Annotated in this window: 17 protein-coding genes; 3 read left to right on the forward strand and 14 right to left on the reverse strand. The window is 67.8% G+C overall.

Features of this window, described 5'->3' with window-relative positions; genetic code table 11:
- The first annotated feature begins 24 nt into the window (after nt 1-24).
- Complete coding sequence (locus ACZ63D_RS27355; RefSeq protein ID WP_465357215.1) at nt 25-822, forward strand: arginase family protein; 798 nt, start codon at nt 25-27, stop codon at nt 820-822.
- A 146-nt stretch (nt 823-968) separates the two neighbouring features.
- Here ACZ63D_RS27355 and ACZ63D_RS27360 read toward each other — a convergent pair whose 3' ends face one another.
- Nucleotides 969-1,355 carry a GntR family transcriptional regulator gene (locus ACZ63D_RS27360; protein WP_465357216.1) on the reverse strand — a complete coding sequence of 129 codons (387 nt, stop codon included), beginning with the start codon at nt 1,353-1,355 and terminating at the stop codon, nt 969-971.
- The gene (locus tag ACZ63D_RS27365) at nt 1,356-2,081 is read right to left on the reverse strand and encodes a hypothetical protein (protein WP_465357217.1); all 726 of its coding nucleotides are present in this window, start codon (nt 2,079-2,081) and stop codon (nt 1,356-1,358) included.
- A gap of 350 nt (nt 2,082-2,431) precedes the next feature.
- Here ACZ63D_RS27365 and ACZ63D_RS27370 point away from each other — a divergent pair, with 350 nt between their 5' ends.
- Nucleotides 2,432-3,730, forward strand: a complete 1,299-nt coding sequence (locus ACZ63D_RS27370) for a PucR family transcriptional regulator (RefSeq protein WP_465357218.1) — start codon at nt 2,432-2,434, stop codon at nt 3,728-3,730.
- Nucleotides 3,731-4,116: 386 nt separating this feature from the next.
- On the opposite strand, the gene ACZ63D_RS27375 is transcribed toward ACZ63D_RS27370, so the two are convergent.
- The gene (locus ACZ63D_RS27375) at nt 4,117-5,556 is read right to left on the reverse strand and encodes a DUF6801 domain-containing protein (RefSeq protein ID WP_465357219.1); all 1,440 of its coding nucleotides are present in this window, start codon (nt 5,554-5,556) and stop codon (nt 4,117-4,119) included.
- Between the two features lie 244 nt (nt 5,557-5,800).
- Between ACZ63D_RS27375 and ACZ63D_RS27380 the strand changes: the two genes are divergently transcribed.
- Nucleotides 5,801-6,826, forward strand: coding sequence for an RCC1 domain-containing protein (locus ACZ63D_RS27380; protein WP_465357220.1), 1,026 nt, complete (start codon nt 5,801-5,803; stop codon nt 6,824-6,826).
- 238 nt (nt 6,827-7,064) lie between these two features.
- Here ACZ63D_RS27380 and ACZ63D_RS27385 read toward each other — a convergent pair whose 3' ends face one another.
- The 11 genes from ACZ63D_RS27385 to ACZ63D_RS27435 form a co-directional block, all read right to left on the reverse strand.
- A complete protein-coding gene (locus ACZ63D_RS27385) occupies nt 7,065-7,676 on the reverse strand; it encodes a DUF6801 domain-containing protein (RefSeq protein WP_465357221.1) in 612 nt (203 codons plus the stop codon).
- Nucleotides 7,677-8,007: 331 nt separating this feature from the next.
- Nucleotides 8,008-8,643, reverse strand: a complete 636-nt coding sequence (locus ACZ63D_RS27390) for a hypothetical protein (RefSeq protein WP_465357222.1) — start codon at nt 8,641-8,643, stop codon at nt 8,008-8,010.
- Nucleotides 8,644-8,677: 34 nt separating this feature from the next.
- The gene (locus ACZ63D_RS27395) at nt 8,678-9,148 is read right to left on the reverse strand and encodes a hypothetical protein (RefSeq protein ID WP_465357223.1); all 471 of its coding nucleotides are present in this window, start codon (nt 9,146-9,148) and stop codon (nt 8,678-8,680) included.
- 1,501 nt (nt 9,149-10,649) lie between these two features.
- Nucleotides 10,650-11,855, reverse strand: a complete 1,206-nt coding sequence (locus ACZ63D_RS27400) for an MCE family protein (RefSeq protein ID WP_465357224.1) — start codon at nt 11,853-11,855, stop codon at nt 10,650-10,652.
- Entirely contained in the window at nt 11,855-12,901 is a 1,047-nt protein-coding gene (locus ACZ63D_RS27405) for an MCE family protein (RefSeq protein ID WP_465357225.1), read from the reverse strand. Before ACZ63D_RS27405 ends, ACZ63D_RS27400 begins: the two co-directional genes overlap by 1 nt.
- Nucleotides 12,898-13,896: an MCE family protein gene (locus ACZ63D_RS27410; RefSeq protein ID WP_465357226.1), complete on the reverse strand. Its 999-nt coding sequence runs from the start codon at nt 13,894-13,896 to the stop codon at nt 12,898-12,900. Before ACZ63D_RS27410 ends, ACZ63D_RS27405 begins: the two co-directional genes overlap by 4 nt.
- A complete protein-coding gene (locus ACZ63D_RS27415; RefSeq protein ID WP_465357227.1) occupies nt 13,893-14,876 on the reverse strand; it encodes an MCE family protein in 984 nt (327 codons plus the stop codon). Before ACZ63D_RS27415 ends, ACZ63D_RS27410 begins: the two co-directional genes overlap by 4 nt.
- Nucleotides 14,873-15,874: an MCE family protein gene (locus ACZ63D_RS27420; RefSeq protein WP_465357228.1), complete on the reverse strand. Its 1,002-nt coding sequence runs from the start codon at nt 15,872-15,874 to the stop codon at nt 14,873-14,875. The genes ACZ63D_RS27415 and ACZ63D_RS27420 overlap by 4 nt, the downstream gene beginning before the upstream one ends.
- Nucleotides 15,871-17,112: an MCE family protein gene (locus ACZ63D_RS27425; RefSeq protein WP_465357229.1), complete on the reverse strand. Its 1,242-nt coding sequence runs from the start codon at nt 17,110-17,112 to the stop codon at nt 15,871-15,873. The genes ACZ63D_RS27420 and ACZ63D_RS27425 overlap by 4 nt, the downstream gene beginning before the upstream one ends.
- On the reverse strand, nt 17,109-17,951 hold the full coding sequence (locus ACZ63D_RS27430) for an MlaE family ABC transporter permease (RefSeq protein ID WP_465357230.1): 843 nt from the start codon (nt 17,949-17,951) through the stop codon (nt 17,109-17,111). Before ACZ63D_RS27430 ends, ACZ63D_RS27425 begins: the two co-directional genes overlap by 4 nt.
- A complete protein-coding gene (locus ACZ63D_RS27435) occupies nt 17,951-18,724 on the reverse strand; it encodes an MlaE family ABC transporter permease (protein WP_009074192.1) in 774 nt (257 codons plus the stop codon). The genes ACZ63D_RS27430 and ACZ63D_RS27435 overlap by 1 nt, the downstream gene beginning before the upstream one ends.
- Nucleotides 18,725-18,987: the final 263 nt, after the last annotated feature.

An 18,987-nucleotide genomic window follows, 5' to 3' on the forward strand; every position in this document is an offset into this window, starting at 1 on the left:
GGGGTTTCGCGCTAGCGTCGAGGCATGCTGATCAACGCGGTGCCGCAATGGCAGGGCGCGATCAGTCCCAGAGCCAAGGGACTGGTCGAGGGCTGCCGCGCACTTTCCGAACTCGCCGGGCACGTACTCGGCAAGCCGGTGCACCACGTACGTCAGGACGCAGCGACGTCCGACGTCGTCGCCGGGATAGCCAACCGGGCCGTGCTCACGGGCACGAACCGGCAGCTGCAGCTCGCTGCGCTCGAAGCGCCGGAAGGGCCGGTGCTCACGATCGGCGGCGACTGCGGCGTTGAGCTGGTCCCGGTCGGCGTCGCGCGTTTCCGTTACGGCGCAACGCTTGGTGTCGCGTGGTTCGACGCGCACGCGGATTTGAACACGGCGGATTCTTCGCCGTCGGGCGCGTATCACGGCATGGTGCTGCGGTCGTTGCTCGGCGAGGGCGACAAGGATTTCGCTGCGAGCCCGGCGCTCGAGCGAGGCCGGGCGGTGCTGTTCGGCGCCCGTTCGCTCGACCCCGCGGAAGAGGAAGCCGTCGCTGGTGGTCTCGCCGTGCGCTCCGACGACGTCGCCGGAGCGCTAGTCGCCGCGGGTGCCGACCGCGTTTATCTGCACGTGGATTTGGACATTCTTGACCCTGAAGAGTTCCCCGGAGTGAATTATCCGGAGCCCGGTGGGATCACGATCGCCGAATTGGTGGAAGCAATCGACGGGCTTTCCGGAATGGAAGTCGTCGGTGCGGGCATCACGGAATGCGTCGGCACGGAAGTCGCCGCGCTGGAACCCGTGCTGGCCGCGGTGGGGAGGGTGCTGATGGAGGGCTGAACCTCCGCATCGAGGCGGGAGATCCGCGCCTCGTCCGGCAAGTGGACCACGGGAACGCACGGGCAAGAAGGAGGTGTGCCCGAGACCGTGCGGAAGACGGTTCACAGAACGGCGAAAACCGCGCCGGCCGGACGAACGCCCGGGTTTCACGGCGATGGTGCGTCCAGGCTCGTCCATGCCACGCGCACGGCGTCGACGGCTTCGTCCGGCGCGACCCCGAGTTCCCGGCTGTACCGGGCGTATTCGGCGGCCGCGTGGCGAAGCAGAGTGCCCGGATCCGGCCGGTCGGCCGGGCCGGTCACGACGGTCCCGCGTGCTCGTGCGGTGGTGACCCAGCCGGCGGCCTCAAGCTCGCGGTACACGCGGGCGACGGTCCCGGAGGCGAGCCCGAGGTCCCTCGAAAGCTGACGGATCGGCGGCAGCCGGGCGTCCCGGGCAAGGGCGCCGGTCGTGATCGCGCGGACTATCTGGTCGTGCACCTGACGCCAGGGCGGAACGCCGCTTTCGGCATCGACCACTACTCGCAGCGGCATCTACCGCGCTGCCGTGGTTGTCGCGCGCTGCTTTGGCGGCGGGCCGACGATCGCGAGGAACGCGGCGACGGTGACCACGAACGCGAGGAATGAGGTCATGTCCCCGACAGTCCAGCCGAGCGTGGCAGCCGTTCCGGTGCCGAGCCCGAGGGCGACGCGGGCGCTGCGAACGCGCAGTGCGTGGTCGACCTCCGGGTCTCCGGCGGCCGGACGCCGCACCGCGAGGAGCACGATGATCCAGGACACCGCGGCCGCGCCCACGGTCACCGCGAGCGGACCCCATTGCCGCAGAACGGCGAGATGCCCGACAGCGGCGACGGTGGCCAGTCCGGAGACGATGACTGTCCACAACGGAGCGAAATCGAGCACGCCGCGTGGTGCCAGCACGGCTTCCCTGCGGGGTTCCCGCGAGGGACGCTGAGCGAGGATTTCGGCGGCGAGCCCGCCGAGCAGCACCACGAACACCAGCGAGTTCGCGTTCCGTTCGCCGACGAGATCCGTCGCGCCCGGGATGAGCGGGAGGCCGAGGAACAGCCACGGATACCAGAATCGCCGACGGCGCAGGTAGCGCACGGCCACCGGCACTTGGTCGGCGGCCGGGTTCCGCACGCCCCATTTCGCAAGCAGCCGAGCGCCTTGTTTCTCGCCTGGCCACAACACGACGAGGATGATCAGCCCGAACAGGCCGGTGATGCCCGCGACGGCGATCGCCGAGTCGAGTCGCATCGTGGATCCCTCCCTCTTGTATCAAGTACATGCTACAAGGGGGCCGAAGGTTCGGCCGGGTGACGCTCCGTGGCCGGTTTCGATGCCCGCTGGGTCGCTGCTGAAGGCAGGCAGCCGGATTCGTCCGTTTGTACGCACGGCATAGCGCGCCTGGTGGTGTGTTGTCGCGACGTGCCGCCCCGACCTCGTGAACTTGTCACAAACGTGACAAGAAATCGGTTTCTTCGGCGAGGCGTGACACATTGGGCGTGGGTTTTTCGATGTGTCGGGTGTCACCCCTCAATGGATGCGGGGGCTTCCGGCGGCGCTGGGGCGCTGTCGGGGAACCGGGGCGGAGCGAAGGAGCTGCGATGTCGGTGGAGCGCGGACTCGATCACGCTGTGCCGTCGGCTGCACTGCCGCGCAAACTCGCCGAGATCCTGCGGCCCGAGCTGGCGAGCCTGTCCGCCGAGATCGTCGACGAAATCCGCGCGACGATTCCCGCCTACGCGCGGCCGCTCGACGGTCCGTACGGAAGATCGATCCGTGCGGGCGTCGAGTATGCGATCACGCTGTTCGTCGCGCAGATCGCCGATCCGCGGGCGTCGAAGGAGCAGTCGCACGAGGTGCACCATCGGCTAGGGCAGAACGAGATGCGCGAAGGACGGAGCCTCGACACCCTGCAATCGGCCTACCGGGTGGGCGCGCGCGTGTCGTGGCGCCGGATCATGCGCGTCGGACGGCGAGCTGGCCTTTCGTCGGCGGTGATGTCGCAGCTGGCTGACGCGATGTTGGCGTTTATGGACGAATTGGCGTCGGTCGCACTGGATGGCTATTTAGAGGCGAAAGCCCGCACCGCCGGCGCATTGGACACATGGCGGCGACGGCTGCTCGGCGTCCTTCTGGAGGTGCCGGCCGCCCCGCCGAAGGCGATCGCGGAGCTGGCGCAGCTCACCGGTTGGGCCGTGCCGGAGCAGGCGTCGCCGATTGCCGTCCAATCGCCACTGAACGGCAGAGCCCGCCGGCACGCGACGCTGGACTCGGACGTTCTGGCAGAACTGGACTCCGCAGAGCCATGCATCATCGTGCCCGGCGCGGTCAATGGTGCGCGACTGGCGACACTTCAGGCAGCGCTGCCGAATTGCCGACTGTCCGTCGGGCCCTGTGTCCCGTTGGCCAGCCTCGCCGATTCCCTGCGCTGGGCACGCCGGACACTGGTTCTCGCCGATAGGGGGCGAATCCCTGCCGGGCGGGTGCTCCGCGCGGAGGAACACCTCGCCGCTTTGCTGGTGCATTCGGACGGCGCGCTGACCGAGCTTCTTCGCACCCGGCTTTTCGCCCCGCTGGAGACGATGACCGATAAGCAGCAGGATCGCCTGCTCGAAACGTTGCGAGCCTGGCTCGACAGTCAGGCGAACGTCGTCGAAATCGCCGAGCGTCTGCAAGTCCATCCGCAGACGGTGCGATACCGGATGCGCCAGCTGCAGGCGACGTTCGGGGAGCTGTTGCGCGATCCGGCCGCGCGGTTCGAGATGGAACTGGTCTTGCGCGCGACCGAGGACGACCAGCCACGTCCGGGACTGTCTTGGCCGCCGAGCCTCACTGGGGCGAAGGTGGTTCCGGCCAGTCGTCGGCCTGTCTCTTGCGAGGACACGCGGAGTCGCCGCTGAACGGCGAAAGACTTCGTCCCGTGCGGAGCGGGCTGTGGTGTTCCAGATACCGGCGCACGTTCGCGGTGCAGGTGGGCGTTCTGCGACGCATCCGAAGTCTGGCGAGATCGGTATGCTGCGAGAACGGGTGGGCGTGAGAAAGAGTGGCATCAGGGTTGATGCCGCGAATCTCGGCTGGCAGGCGGATGATCGATCGGCTGCGTGTCGCGACGGTGCCTGATTCGCCGTGAGCGGATGCGTTGGTGCCGGATCGCGGGCCTTGGGCGTGGCGGTTCGTCGGCGAGTCAGTGGCTATGGTCGGGCGAAGCTCGTTCCGCTGGTCGTGCTCGGTCGTCGCGTTTCGCCAATTTTCGGCTAATCCGGCGGTCGCCGCGGGTGGTGCCCTGTCATCGGGGAGGCGTGTCCGGGATCGGCGGGCACTTCTTGTGGTCCGGGTACTTGTTCGAGGCGCATTCGGCGAAGTTGACGTTGACCACCTTGGCCTGGTTGAGCTTCTCGGTGGTGGAGGCCATGCCGGTGAGCAGCGGGCTGAGCGGTTCGGTGGTGCCGCAGTGGACGAAGGGCGGCAGGGCGAAACCGCGGTAGTCGGGGTCGGGCGAGTTCGGGTCGGTGCTGATGATGCCGCCGGTTGTGGCGTTGTACTTGCCGGACAGGTTGAGCGAGACCGGTTTGGCGGTGACGCAGTCCGGGCCGAGGTCGAGCGGTACGCCGTTGACTTTGGCGTTGCTCATCCGGGCCATCACCTGGACGCGGGTGGTCAGGCGGACCCCGCCCCAGAGCTGGCCGGTGAGGTTGATCAGCTTGGAATTGTGGTAGTCGACGGGCAAGAATTCGACGGTGGCGGTCACCGGCACGAAACCGAAGCCGAGGACGGTCGCGGTGACCGGCCGGAAACCGACGACGCCGGAGATCGTGCTCGGATCGCGCGGGATGTAGTCGGGCGGGTCGAGAATCACAGTCCAGGATCCGTTGAGTACGCCGGTTCGGCTGCTGGTGACGGTGGCGCCCAGCCGGTAGATCGAGGAAGTGGCTGTGACTTGGACGTAGTTCAGCGGGGTGATGAGCGGGAAGCCGTCGTCCTTCGGCGAGACCGCGTTGCGCTCGGCGGAGGGCGGCGGTGCCGAGGGCGGTGAGGGATTCGGCTTGCTCGGGGTTGAGGGGGACGGTGCTTGGGTGGCGAGGATCGAAGCCAGGGTGGTCGCCTGGTCCGGGAGAAGGGTGCAGGCGACTGGAGTTGCTTCGGCTGCGCCGTCAGCGGCAGATTTCAGGGCGATGGTCGGGGCACCGAGGTCGAAGCTGACCTTGCCGGGGACGGTGATCGCTTGCTCCGGCAGGTCTGCGGTCGCGGTGAGCTTGACGTCGCCAGTTTCTGGCAACGGCGTCGCGGCGATCGTGAACGGCATGGGGATCGCGGTGCGCTTGTCGCCTTGATGCGCGGTCAAATCGAGAGTGAGACCGCCGCGGATGCCGTCTGCTGCGGTCGGCACCAGCTGGGCGGCGACGGCATGGGGGAGAACAAAAGTCGCTGCGAGCGAACGGAATTTCAGTCCGGATCCGACCTGCACCGTCGCGGGTACTGTGGCGGATGCGGTGAGGGTGATCTGCTGGGTGCCAGCGGGAGCGGCGAACGGGCAGTCGAGGACGACGTCCTTGCTGACCTGCTGCTCACCGGCCGACGGCGGGGGAGGGGCGGCCGGGGCAGGCGTCTCGGTCGAGGCGGAGCTGACGCCGGTCAGCGCGCCAGTGCCGATCGACAGGGCGCCGAGAAGCGCGAGGGCGGCGAAAGCCGGAAGGCGGCGGGCGGAGTGCCCGCGTAATACTGGCATGACGCGCCTCCTCGCCCGTTGGCCCAGAGAATGGCTTCCGGCCGAAGTTACCGGTGAGTTTCGCCGGTGCGCAAGCATGGCCGGGCAACGGCTGTTTTCCTTTGTGTGCAAGGAGTTTTCTTAGATTCCTGGGCTAGTTCGGAATCGAGATTTCATCGGATTCTGACAAAGAATCCGCGCAGGTGCCGCGAGGGGCCGCGAGGCTGGAATCATCCCTGCCAGACGTTCGGAGGAAGGAGCTGCGATGGCGGCCGGACACCGGCGATGGGGCAAGGGTGCAGTAGCGGTCGCCGCGGTCGTCGTGGTGGGGGCCGGGGCGGCGTCGAGCGGACCGGCTGTCGCGGTGAATGCGTTGCAGTCGAAGGTGGCGGGCACCGCGGCGGGGGCTGCGGGCAGTGCGGCCGGTGCGGCGAATGTGCCGCAGTTGACGGCGGCCGGGGGTATTTACCAGTGGGGGACCAGGGGCATGTCGGGGCTGCCAGCGGCCACCACATCGGGGCTTTCCGCGGTTTCGGCTGGTGGATTGTTCGGGTTGGCGCTCAAGAACGGTGCCGTGCTTGCCTGGGGTGACAACAACTTCGGCGAAAGTGAGGTGCCTGCGGATCTGTCCTCTGGCACCGCCCAGATCGCCGCTGGCTGGCTGCACGGCCTTGGCCTCAAGAATGGCAAAGTCTATGCATGGGGCAACGATTGGTATGGCCAGACGGAGCTTCCAGCGTCGGTGTCCAGTGGAGTCATCGCGATTTCCGCCAGTACGGTGCATAGCCTCGCGTTGCTGCGTAACGGCCAGGTGGTGAGCTGGGGCAGCCGGGACGACGTACCGGCTTTCGCCCAGTCCGGCGTCGACGCGATCTCCGCGGGCGGAGACCACAACCTCGTGCTGAAAAACGGTACCGTCCTCGCCTGGGGCAGCAACGGTTTCGGCCAGACGACGGTTCCCGCTGCGGCGCAGTCCGGGGTGACCGCCATTTCGGCCGGGTATGAGCACAGTCTCGCGCTGAAGGACGGCGGCGTGATCGCCTGGGGGCACGACAACTACGGCCAGACCGACGTGCCCGCGGCGGCCAAGTCGGGAGTTGTCGCCATTGATGCCGGGTGGAATCACAATCTGGCGATCAAGGCGGACGGGTCATTGGTCGCCTGGGGCAACAACTCGTACAACCAGGCGACCGTGCCGAAGCCTCCGGTGTGCGGGCCGGTGACCGGTGCGTCGGCGGGCTACGAGTTCGGGCTGGTGATCACGGACCGGTCGGTGCCCTGTCGCCACTGAGGTCGTTTCCTGGCGAGGCTGACTGTCCGGGCTTCTGGGCCGGAGACGGGTTGCGGAATGGCCGCCGTGGGGCTGCTTCTTCGCTGGTTCTCTGTCGCAGAGCCGAGCGTCGACGGCCTGGAGCACTGCCAGCCACTTCGCTGTCGTAGCGACGGTTTCCACGGCCGGGTCACTGTGTGCCGGATCTGGAAACGACAACGGAGGGGCGGCACGCAGCCGCCCCTCCGTCGCTCCGGGCTCAGGAAATGGTTCCCGACGGGCTAAAACTGGTGCCCGACGGAGCGGTGCACGTCATGGTCCACGGGGTCCAGCTGTCGTCCGACGGCTTGTGGAATTCGAGTTGCGCGGAGAGCGTCGTGTCGAGGCCGAACGTCACCGTGCCAGGGGTGCTCGGCGCGGTGTAGGTCGGGATCGTCGACGTCGACGTCTGCGCGATGTGCACCGTGATCGCGCCGCCTGCCGGGTAAATCTGCTCCGGGATCTGCAGGCCGGAGGCATCCGACGGGGAAAGCGTGCCGTTGTCGGCGGTGATCGGGACGTCGGCGGTGCCGCGGATCCCGTCGTAGCCCGCGGCGGTGAGGAGCGCGTGGACCAGCGCGGTGATGGTCGCGGTGCCGGAAACGTTGGCCGGGGTCGTGGTGCCGTTGACGGGGATCGTGTCCGGGCCGTCGAACTGCGCGGTGACCGCCACGTTCTGCGGCGGGATGGCCGGGAACGTGCAGCTGTAGTTCGCGGGGCCGGCCTTGTAGGTCGTGGTGGCGGCCGAGGCCGTGCCCGCGGTGAGGACCGCGATCGCGCCTACGGCGACACCGGTCACCACGCCCGTGGACAGTCTGCTGAGCCGGGGCATACCATTCTCCTTAGATCGGATTGCAGTTTTCGCGGCGACCCTGCGCAGTGGGGACGGAGGTTTCCGCGGATTCCGTTCCGGATGAGTTTTTCGGGAACGGTGATCGGCTCGGTGGGGAATACCGGCCGCGAGCCCAAGGTTACCCGTGAGTTCAGTCGGCAACAACCCTGGTCCGCGCCTGTTTCGCGAGTTGGCGACTGGACCGATTCTTTTGTCATCGGCCGCGCAAACAGTATCGGCGTTTCGTGGAATGCTGACAATGCGAGGAAGATCGGGTATGCGAAAACGGAGCACCGGAAACAGTTCCGGTGCTCCGTTTTCGCGTGCTGGGTCAGTTCTTGGAGGTCAAGGTCAGCGAGATCGTGTTGTCCGGTCCGGACACCAGCGCGCCGAGCGCGAGATCGGCGATGAAGCAGTTCTTGAAGTCCGGGATGGTGTAATTGCCGGTGAGGGTGATCGGTTTGGTGATGTCGACGTTCGCCGCGGCCAGGGTCAGGTCGATCGGCTTGACGGTCGTGCAGCTGCCGGGCACGGTCGGCACCGGGAAGATCGGCACGATCGGGCTCGCCCAGATGTCGCTGATCTCCATGTTCGCGGTCTCGTGCGTGGTGAGGGTGCCGTTCGCGAGGGTGCCGGTCGCGGGCGCGGTCGGGGTGACGGTGACCTTCGCTTTGATCTTGAACCCGCCCGCCAGCAGTGAAATGTTGGCGGTGGCAGACGGCAATTGCAGATTCGCGTTGAGCCCGACGGCTCCGGTTTGATCGTCGACCAGGAGATTTCCGGCGAGGCTGCCGGGGCCGAGCTCGAGGGTGCTGCCAGTTTTCTTCACGACGGTGCTGCCGGTGACCGAATAGGAGATCGGAATGGGTATTTCGGTCGCGGACGCCGGAACGGCGGAGGCGAGGCTGACCGCGGTCGCGGCGGCCGCTGCGAGCACGCCGGTACGGGCGAGCCGGGAAATGGGCATGACGGTACTCCTTCGGCGGTGAGGAAACAGAATTTCATCGGGGCGCGAGATCGGTGACGAACCAGTTTCCGTCAATGCGCTCAGCGGTGACGGCCAGTTGTGCCGCGGCTGTCTCCGGAGTGGCGGAATTCCCCCTCGTGGCGGACTGGTCGAGGAAAACGAGCAACTGAGCGTGGTCTTCGGTGAGGTGTTGTACGGAGGTGGCGGAGACGCGCGACGTGAGCGTCAGTCGCTGATTCGGGGCCATGGTGCGGACCTGCGCGAAAAGTTTCCCGTAGGAATCGCGGGCGCGGCCGCGGAGCAGGGTGGCGGCGGCGTTCTCGGTGACGTCGGTTTTGTCGTAGGTGTAGGAGAAGATCTTGTTGAGAGTGAGGCTGATCGCGGAGGTGACGGCGGCGGTGGCGGGTTGATCGGTCAACGCGTGGTTCGAGGCTGCGGCGGAGGTGGCGGTGGAGCGGGCTTCGACGGTGCACCAGATGCCGATCGCGGTGAGGAGGACGGTCAAGGCGAGAAGGAGTACGTGGAGGCGGTGAGGAGAGAGGTGCGAGGTGGTGGGGGTCGGTTCGGTCTCGATGGGAGCGCGCGCGGTGGCGTGGGGGTTGGAGACGGGTGGTTGGACGGGCTTGGCGTCGGCCGGTGGGTGGGGCGGATTGGGGAATGTCGCGGAGCGGTGGGGAGTGGGGTCGGTGGGTGATGTGGTGACTGTTGTGGGGGGAGGGGGTTGAGTGGCTGTGCTGGCTGGTTGATCGGCGTCGGCTTCGGTGGTTGGAGGGGCGGCAGTGGAGGCTTGCTCGGGCTTGGCGGCGGATAGTTGGGTGGCTGCGGCGGAGGCGTGCTGTGCGGCGGTGGTTTCGGTTGTGGTGGGTGCGTGGCTCGGATCGGTTGCGCGCGGATCGGCGGGTTCGGCGGTGGAGGTGTGCGGGGTGGCAGTGGCTTCGGTTGTGGTGGGTGCGTGGCTCGGATCGGCTGCGCGCGGATCGGCGGGTTCGGCTGCGGAAGTGTGCGTGGCGGCAGTGGCTTCGGCTGCGGTGGCTGCCTGGCCTGCACCGGCTACGCGGGTAGGGGCGGGTTCGGCGGCGGAGGTGTCCCGAGGTTCGGATCCGGTTGTCGCCGCTGAGGAACCGGCGGCGCGGGTGCGTGGCCGAGACCAGCGTGGGGGGAGTTTCATGATCCGGCTACCCCCAGTTGCTCCAGCGAGCTGAGTTTCCAGCCGGAGGCCGTGCGGGTCATCGTCGCGGCCAGGCGGGTGCGGCGGATGGGTTGGGCGGTTCCGTCCTTGGTCACGGTGATTTCCACGGAGGCGAGGAGTTTCGCGGTACCGGCTTCGGCGTCTAGCTCGGAGAGTCCGGCGTCCAGGACGCGGCCGGTGGTGGCGGAGCCGCCGGGTGGGGCGCTGCTGGGCAGGGATGTCTGGAGGGCGCCGGTCGTCGCGGATTGCCAGTGGGCTAGGGCCTGGTCTCGGTGTTGGGGGTCGAAGGTGGTGACGGTGGTGATCAGAGCGCGACCGGCGGTGACGGCCTCGTCTCTGGTCGCTCCGGCGGTTGACGTGGGGGCGGTCGCGGCGGCGTGCCACGACCAGGCTGACCAGACGGCGAAGGCGGTGGCTGCGGCCAGGGCTGTTCCGGTGGCCCACGTCAGGGTGCGGCGGCGAGGTTTGGCGGTGGTGGGCGCTGCTTCGTGGGAGACGGTGGAGTGAGGTGAGTCGTCGGAGGCAGTGAGGTCGGGCTCGGAGGCGTCGGTGGCGGGACGGGAGGCAGTTGGCTCGGCGGGGCTGGAAGCATCGTGCTCACCGAGTGCGTCGGTAGCAGCGGGACGGGGCGTGGATGGCTCGGTGAGGGCGGGAGTATCAGGCCCGTCGGGGACAGGATGCGTGGCGGCACGGGCGGAGGCGGGGCAGGACGCGGATGGCTCGGTGCGGCTGCAGGCCGCGGGTTCGGTCGCGTCACCGAGACCCGAAGCCACCCCAGGAGGCAACGCATCGCCACCGGAAGAACCCGGCGAGGCTTTCAGTTTCCCCGGCGTAGCCACAGCATTTCCTCCAGATCAGTCGACGTCGGAAGCCCCGCAGCCGCCCCGGAAAGACCGCCGGGGCGGGCGGGTTCCGGCACCCCGGGATGCGGAGCGTTCTGCGCGCCCCGGACCGAAGACGGGTCGCCCGCGGGCAGGGTGCAGGCGGCGGAGGTGTTGAACGGAAGCACCGGCAGTTCGGCACTGCTCCGGATTTTCGTTCCCTCATACCCCTTCCGGCACGGCGGCGGGTCGAAGAACGTCAAAGCCAGCGACAGCCTCCCGCTGTCGGGAGTGATGGCCGACGACGTCGCGGCTACGGTTTTCGGCAGGGTCACCAGGAGTTGCTCGAGGCCGTCCGTCCGGGCGCTGAAAACGTCCGCGGTCGTCAGCAGGTTCGCCATCAGGATGGGCAGGCCGGGGCTGTTGTCCCGAAGCAAGCCGGTCACTTGGGAAGCGGCGGGTGGGGCGGTGGCGATCAACTGTCGCAGATCGCCGTCGGAGGACGCCAGTTGTGCGGCGAACAGGTGGGCGTTCCGGCTGAACTCGCGCCAGGCGGACGAGGACGCGGCTTGCGTTTTCAGCACTGTGGAGCCGTCGTTGAGGAGTTTTGTCGTTTGCGGCAGGTGGGCGGACGCGGAGTCGGTGAAGGATCGCGCGGTGTCCATCAGCAGTTGCAGGTCTGGGCCGCTGCCTTGCAGGGCGTTGTCCAGTTCGTTCACCACGGTGCGCAGGTCCTCGGTCGGCACCGAGGCGGTCAGCGAGTCCACATCGGACAGGAACGTCTGCACGGGGAGCGGCAGGGTGGTCGCGCTGCGGGGGATGACGCTGCCGTCTTCCAGATACGGGCCGCGGTCGGTGGACGGCTGCAGGTCGACGTATTGCTCGCCGACGGCGGAGCGGTTCGCGACGATCGCGCGGGCGTTCGAGGGGATCTGCGGGGCTGAGGTGTCCAGTAAAAGGTCCGCTTCCATGCCACGCTCGGTCAGGCGCAACATGCCGATCCGGCCGATGGCGACGCCACGGTAGGTGACCTCGCCGTTGGTGAAGATGCCGCCGCCTTCCGAGAGTTCAAGGTGCACGGTGTAGGTCCCGGCACCGAAGAGGCGCGCGATCCCGGCGTATTTCGCGCCGACGAACGAGGTCGCGGTCAACGCGACCACCACGAAGGCGATGACCTGGACGCGAATCCGTCTGGTGAGCATCAGCGGCCCCCTGGCGAGAGCGTCGGGAGACCTGGCGGGACGCCTTGGCCCGGCGGGGGCAGCGGGACACCGGCGCCTGGAGTGACGGTGGCGTAAACGTTCAGGTAGTCGCCCTTGATCGCGTCCAGCACGGGATCGGTGAAGGGGAACGAGGGCAGGATTTCCAGTGCCTTGGGCAGATTCTGCCCCGCATCGGCCAGGCGGCGCAGGATGGGGGCGAGTGCGCGCAGGTCGGCGGCCAGGTCGTCGCGGCTCTTGTTCGTGACGTCGGTGGCCACTGTGGACAGCTGGTCCAGCGATTGCAGCATCGTCACCAGTTGCGGTCGCTGGTCGGTGAGGGTTTTCAACCCGGGGGTCAGGTCGGTGAGGGCGTCGGCGATCTGCTGGTTCCGGTCGGCCAGCGACGCTGAGAGGTGGTTGAGGCCGTCCAGTGCGGCGGTGATGTCGCGGCGGTGGGCGTCGAGGTTCGTCATCAGCTGGTTGACTCCGGACAGGAAGCTGCGGATCTCTTCCTCGTTGCCGTCCATGGCCTTCGTCAGTTCGCGGTTGATCGTCTGCAGCTGCCCGATCCCGCCGCCGTTGAGCAGCAGCGACAGGGCGCCGAAGATTTCCTCGAACTCCGGGTTCCGGTTGGTGCGCGACACTGGGATCACGGCTTTGTCACCCAGCTGCCCGGAGGGGGCTTGGACTGGCGCGGCGAGTTCCACGAACTTCTCGCCCAGCAGCGACGACTGCCGCAGTCGGGCGACCGCGTTCGCGGGCAGGTGGACGTCGCCGTTGACGGCCAGGACGGTTTCGGCGGTCCAGCCGTCGGCGCCGAGCCGGATCGATTGGACGCGGCCGACGGGGACGTCGTCCACCTTCACCGCGGCCTGCGGGACCAGGTCCAGGACGTCGGCGAACTGGACGGTGACCTCGTACGGATGCGCGCCGAGGTCCGCGCCGCCGGGCAGCGGGAGGTCGTAGACGCCGCGGAAACCGCCGGGGGCCGCGCAGCCGGCCAGCGTGCTCACTGCCAGCGCCAGGAAAAGCCGTCGCGCCTTCATTGGCCGCCTCCCGTCACGGCCGCGTCCGTCACGGGGATCGGCAGGTAATCCAGCAGGTTGGCCCGGCCCTGCAGGCGTCCGGTGTCCGGATCGACCGCGTTCAGCACGTTCTGGGCGGCCAGCGGGGCGACGTCCAGCGTTTCGGCCAGCGAAGCGCGTTGGTCGACCAACGTCTGGGTCGTCTTAGCGAGTTTGTCTACATTGGACTTGATGGCCGCCCGGTTGTCCCGGATGAAGGCCTGGACGGAAGCCAGTGCGCCGCCGAGCGAGCGGAGGGCGTCGGACAGTTCGCCGCGGTTCTCCGCGAGGGTCGCGGACACCTTCGCCAACTGCTGGTTCACGTCCGCGACTTGGCGGTCGTTCGTGGCGAGCATGGTGGTGAACTTCTGCAGCTCGTCGACCGTTCCGAACAGGTCCGAGGAATTGCCGGCCAGCGTGCGGGCCAGGCGGGCGAATTCGCGGACGGAGGTGTTGAACGCCTTGCCGTTGCCGTCCAGGTTCGCCGCGCCGGTGCGAAGGAGGTCGGACAATGCGCCATTGGAGTTCGCGCCGTTCGGGCCGAGCGCTTTGCTCAGCGTGTCCAGGCTCGAGTACAGCTGGTCCAGCTCCACCGGCGTGCCCGTGCGGTTGGCACCGATCACCGCGCCGTCGGACAGACGTGGGCCGCCCCGGGCGAGCTTGCCCAGCTGAATGTAGCGATCGGCGACGACGCTCGGCGCGATGACCAGCGCCGTCGTGTCGGCGGCGACCGGGATGTGTGGATCTACCGATAAGTCGACACGGACCTGGCCACCCTGCGGCAGGACGGCGGTGACTTCGCCGACCTTCACTCCGAGAACCCGGACGTCGGATCCGCTGTAAACCCCGACGGCTCGCGAAAAGTACGCCGTGACGCGGTATCGGCCGGAACCGGAGAACACCCACCACAGGACGCCGCAGATCACCAAGGCCAGCACGAGCAGGAAGACGACGAAACGGTAGGCGCGCGCGGTCATTTCGAGCCTGCTTTCGGCGGAGTGCACGGATCTCGGTTCTCCGGCAGCAGGCCGCACAGATAGCTGTCGACCCAGCGGCCGTTGCCCGCGGTGTTGGTCAGCACCCGGAAGTACGGCCCGGCGAGCTTGAGGCTTTGCGCGAGGTTCGCGTCTTGGCGTTGCAGCAGGTCAGTCACGCGGCCGAGCTGTTGCAACGCCGGAGCGAGCTGGGCGGTGTTGTCCGCGACGAGCCCGGACAGCTGCTTCGCGAGCTGCTGGGTTCCGACGAGCAGCTGATGGATCGCGTCGCGGCGGTGGTCGAGTTCGGTGAGCAGCAGGTCGCCGTCCTTGACGAGCTTCTCGAAATCGTCGTTCGAGTTGGCGATGGTGGTGGTCAGTTTGCGGGCGTTGGCCAGCAGTTCGGCGATCTCGTTGTCGCGCGAGGAGACCGTTTTCGACAGCGCGCTGAGCCCGTCGAGCGCGGTGCGGACGTGCTGCGGCGAGTTGCGGAAGGTGTCGCTGATCGTGGAAAAGCTGTTCGCGAGCTGTTTCGTGTCGATCGCCCCCGCTGTGTCGGCGAGGCCGTTGAACGCGTCGGTCACGTCGTACGGGGTCACCGTGCGGTCGCGCGGGATGGGCTGGTCCGGGTTCTGCTCCGCGCGGCCGGCCGGGTCGAGGGCGAGGAACTTGCGGCCCAGCAGCGTTTTGATCTTGATCCGCGCCGACGTCCGGTCGCCGATCCAGGCGTTCTTGACCCGGAAGCTGACCAGCACGTGGTCGTCGTCGAGGTCCACTTGGGACACTTCGCCGACCTTGATCCCGGCGATCCGCACCTCGTCGTCCGCCTGCAGCCCGGCGGCCTCGCTGAATTCGGCCTGGTAGGTGGTGCCGCCGAGGAACGGCAGGCGGTTGTAGTTCAGCGTGCCGGTGAGCACCGCGGCCAGCGCGACACTGCCGACGACCCCCAGCACGAGCGGATTGCGCTCCCGGAACGACTTCACGCGCCACACCTCGCCGCGGTCTCCGCCACTCCGCGCGGCGGCGAGGTTTCCAGAACGGCCTTGCACAGGTAGAAGTTCATCCACGAGCCGTACGACCCGAGCGTGCCGATGGCGTTCATTTTCCTGGGCAGCGTGGTCAGGGCCTTGTCCACGTCGGCCTCCCCCTTGTTCAGGTTCCGGGTCAGCGCGTCGAGACCGGCGATGCTGTCCTTGAGCCCGGGCCGGATCTCGGTGAGCAGCCCGCTGGTGGACTGCGTCAGCTCGGCCAGCCCGGACACCGCGTCGCCGATCGCCGTGCGGTCCTCGGCGAGCCCGGACACGAGCTGGCGCAGGGTCGACACCAGCGTCGCGAGCGAATCCCCCTTGCCGTTCACGGTTTTCAGCACCGAGCTCAGGTTGCCGATCACCTCGCCGATCACGCGGTCCCGGCTGGCGAGCGTGCTGGTGAGCGATCCAGTGTGCTGCAGCAGTTCGGTCACCGTGCCGCCTTCGCCTTGCAGCACTTGGACAATCTCGCCGGACAGATCGTTGACGTCTTTGGGCGACAAGGCCTGGAATAGCGGTTTGAAGCCGTTGAACAGGTCGGTCAGGTCGAGCGCCGGAGTCGTGCGGTCCAGCGGGATTTCCCCGCCTGGCGGCAGCACCCCTGCCGCGCCGCGAGGGCGTTCCAGGGCGAGATAGCGCTGGCCGACCATGTTGCGGTACTTGATCACCGCGGTCACGTTCGCGGGCACCGTGCGGCCGTTCTCCAGCGAGAAGCTGACGTGCGCGCGGTCGCGATCGACGACGTCGAGGCCTTCGATCTGCCCGACCTTCACCCCGGAAATCCGCACGTCATCGCCGACATTCAACGCGGTGGCGTCGACGAAAGTGGCTCCGTAGCGCTGGCTGCCGCCGACCGAACCGCCGGTGATCGACAACGCGAGAACGACGGTCGCGACGACGGTGACCAGGATGAAGATAAGGCTTTTGACCAGGGGAGCGGCAAGGTTTCTCACTTCGCCGTCACCTCCGTTCCGCGGTAGAGCGGGCCGACGAGCACGCTGCTCCACATCGGCACGTCAGCGGTCGAGACACCCAGCGAAGGCGCGATCAGCGGGGCCAGGAATTGCTGCTCCTGCGGGGAATTCGCGAGACCGAGGTCTCCGGACGACGGCACGGTCGCCGGAGTCCCGGCGGTCGGCGTGACCCCGCTCGGGTAGCAGCGCGGGCCGGTCTTCTCGGTGTACGCCGGATCGTCCTTGCCCGGCACGTATTTCCCGCGCGACTTGGACACGGTGACCTCGACGTGCAGCCCGGGTTCCTTCGTCCCGGCGCCGAGGACCCGGTCCATCGACGGTTTCAAGTCGGTGAGCGCCTGTAGAGTGCAGGGGAAGCTGGGGGAGTACTTAGCACCGATTTCGAGCGGGCGGCGGCTGTCCGCGGACAACGCGATGATGGTGTTCCGGTTCTGCTGCAGGAACGTCGTGAGGTCTCGCGACGACGTGGTGACCTGCTGATACAGCGAGCCGAGGTCGGTTTGCTTCGCGTTGATCGTGCCGAGGGTGACCGAGGAATCGGTGAGCGCGTCGAGCAGATCGGGGGCGATGTCGCCGTACATCCGGGTGACGGTGGCCAGGTCGCGCACGTTTCGGTCCAGCTGCGGCAGGTTCGGATTGAACCGCCGCAGGTAGTCCGACGCGGTCGCCAGCGTCTGGCCCAGTTGCGCGCCGCGGCCTTGCAGTGCCGTGGAAACCGCGGTCAGCGTGGTGGCCAGTTTTTGCGGTTGCACGGCCTTCAGCACCGGGAGCAGGTTGTCGAAGACGCGCTCCAGTTCGATCGCGTTCGCCGACCGGTCCTGCGAGATCACGTCGCCTGGCCGCAACGGCCGCTCTCGTCCCGTGTCCGGAATGGACAGTTGCACGTACCGTTCGCCGAACAGGGTCTTGGGCACCAGCAGCGCGGAGACGTTGACCGGGAGCCATTTCACCTGGTCCGGGTCCAGCGCCAGCGAGATCTCCGCGCCGCCGCGAATCGCGCGCACGCTCCGGATTTCGCCGACCACCACCCCGCGCGCCTTCACCTGCCCGCCCGCGCGCAGCTGGTTGCCGACGCGATCGGCCTGCAGGGTGACCGGGACCGTAGTGGTGAAATCCTTGTTGTAGATCTTCACCGTGAGCAGCACGAACGCCGACAGCGCCGCCAGGAACAGCACCCCGGCGGTGCGTACTCCGGTCTTGTGCCAGCGCCGGTTCATCCGGCCACCTGCACGGTCGTCGTCGCGCCCCAGATCGCGAGGCTGAGGAAGAAGTCCAGGACGCTGATCGCCACGATCGCCGTCCGCACCGCGCGGCCGACCGCGACGCCGACACCGGCCGGTCCGCCGCTCGCGCGGAAGCCGTAATAGCAATGCGCGAGCACCACGACCACGCTGAAGATCAGCACTTTCCCGAACGACCACAGCACGTCGCCGGGCGGCAGGAACAGCAGGAAGTAATGGTCGTACGTGCCCGCTGACTGCCCGAAACCCCACACCGTGACCTGCCGCGACGCGAGATACGAGGACAGCAGCCCCACCGCGTACAGCGGAATCACCGCGATGAACCCGGCGATCACCCGCGTGGTCACCAGATACGGCACGCTCGGGATGCCCATCACCTCGAGCGCGTCGATCTCCTCCGAGATCCGCATCGCGCCCAGCTGCGCGGTGAACCCGCAACCGACGGTCGCCGACAACGCCAGTCCGGCCACCAGCGGCGCGATCTCGCGCGTGTTGAAATACGCCGAAATGAACCCGGCGAACGCCGACGTGCCCACCTGGTTCAGCGCCGAATACCCTTGCAGGCCAACGACAGTCCCGGTCGCGACGGTCATCCCGACCATCACGCCGATCGTCCCGCCGATCACCGCCAGCGCGCCGCTGCCGAAGCTCACCTCGGCCAGGAGCCGGACGATCTCGCGCAGGTACCGGCGCACCGCGCGCGGCGCCCAGCCGAGCGCGCGCAGGAAGAACAGGATCTGGTCGCCGAGAGTGTCGAGGAAGCCCAGCCTGCGGTCGATGGCTTCGAGCACGCGCGGGGGAGTCGGAGCGGCCATCAGCTTCCCTTCGGCGGCACGAGCTGGAGGTACACCGTGGTGAGGATCAGGTTCAGCACGAACAGCAGCAGGAACGTGATGACGACGGACTGGTTCACCGCGTCGCCGACGCCCTTCGGCCCGCCGCGCGGGTTCAGCCCCCGGTACGACGCGACGACCGCGGCGACGAACCCGAACAGCAGCGCCTTGATCTCGCTGATCCACAGGTCCGGCAGCTGCGCGAGCGCCGAGAAACTCGCCAGGTACGCGCCCGGCGTGCCGCCCTGCATGATCACGTTGAAGAAGTAGCCGCCGAGGACGCCGACCACGCTGACCATGCCGTTGAGGAACACCGCAACGCCCATCGCGGCCAGCACGCGCGGCACGATCAGCCGCTGGATCGGCGAGACCCCGAGCACCTCCATCGCGTCGATTTCCTCGCGGATGGTGCGCGAACCGAGATCGGCGCACATCGCGCTGCCGCCCGCGCCCGCGATGAGCAGCGCGGTCACGATCGGGCTGGCCTGCTGGATGATCGCGAGCACGCTCGCCGCGCCGGTGAACGACTGCGCGCCGATCTGCGTGGTCAGCGACCCGATGTGCAGCGCGATCACCGCGCCGAACGGGATCGACACCAGCGCGGTCGGCAGGATCGACACGCTCGCGATGAACCAGAACTGCTGCACGAGTTCACGGAACTGGAACGGGCGGCGGAACGTCAGCCGGACGACGTCGAGCCCCAGTGCGTAAAGCCGGCCGGTCTGGTGCAGTGCCGCGGCGCCGGGAAACGCCATCGCCCGACCTCCCAGCGATTTCCGGGCACGGCGGAATGCCCGCCGAACGTCCGTTCCGGTGCTGGTCCGAATGGCGGACCGGCGGGAAGGAAAGCGTTCGCGGGGTTTACCGTGCGGTTTCGTTACTGGTCAGTACGCTAACGAGGGCTTTGCCCGCAGACAAGAACTTGCCCCGCCCCGTGGGGTCACGGCGGCGTAACCGCCGAATTCTTGTGCGGTTGTGACAACGGCCGGGAATGCGCTTGTCAGCACGGGAAAAGAAA

The sequence above is a fragment of the Amycolatopsis sp. NPDC104775 genome (assembly GCF_055583325.1).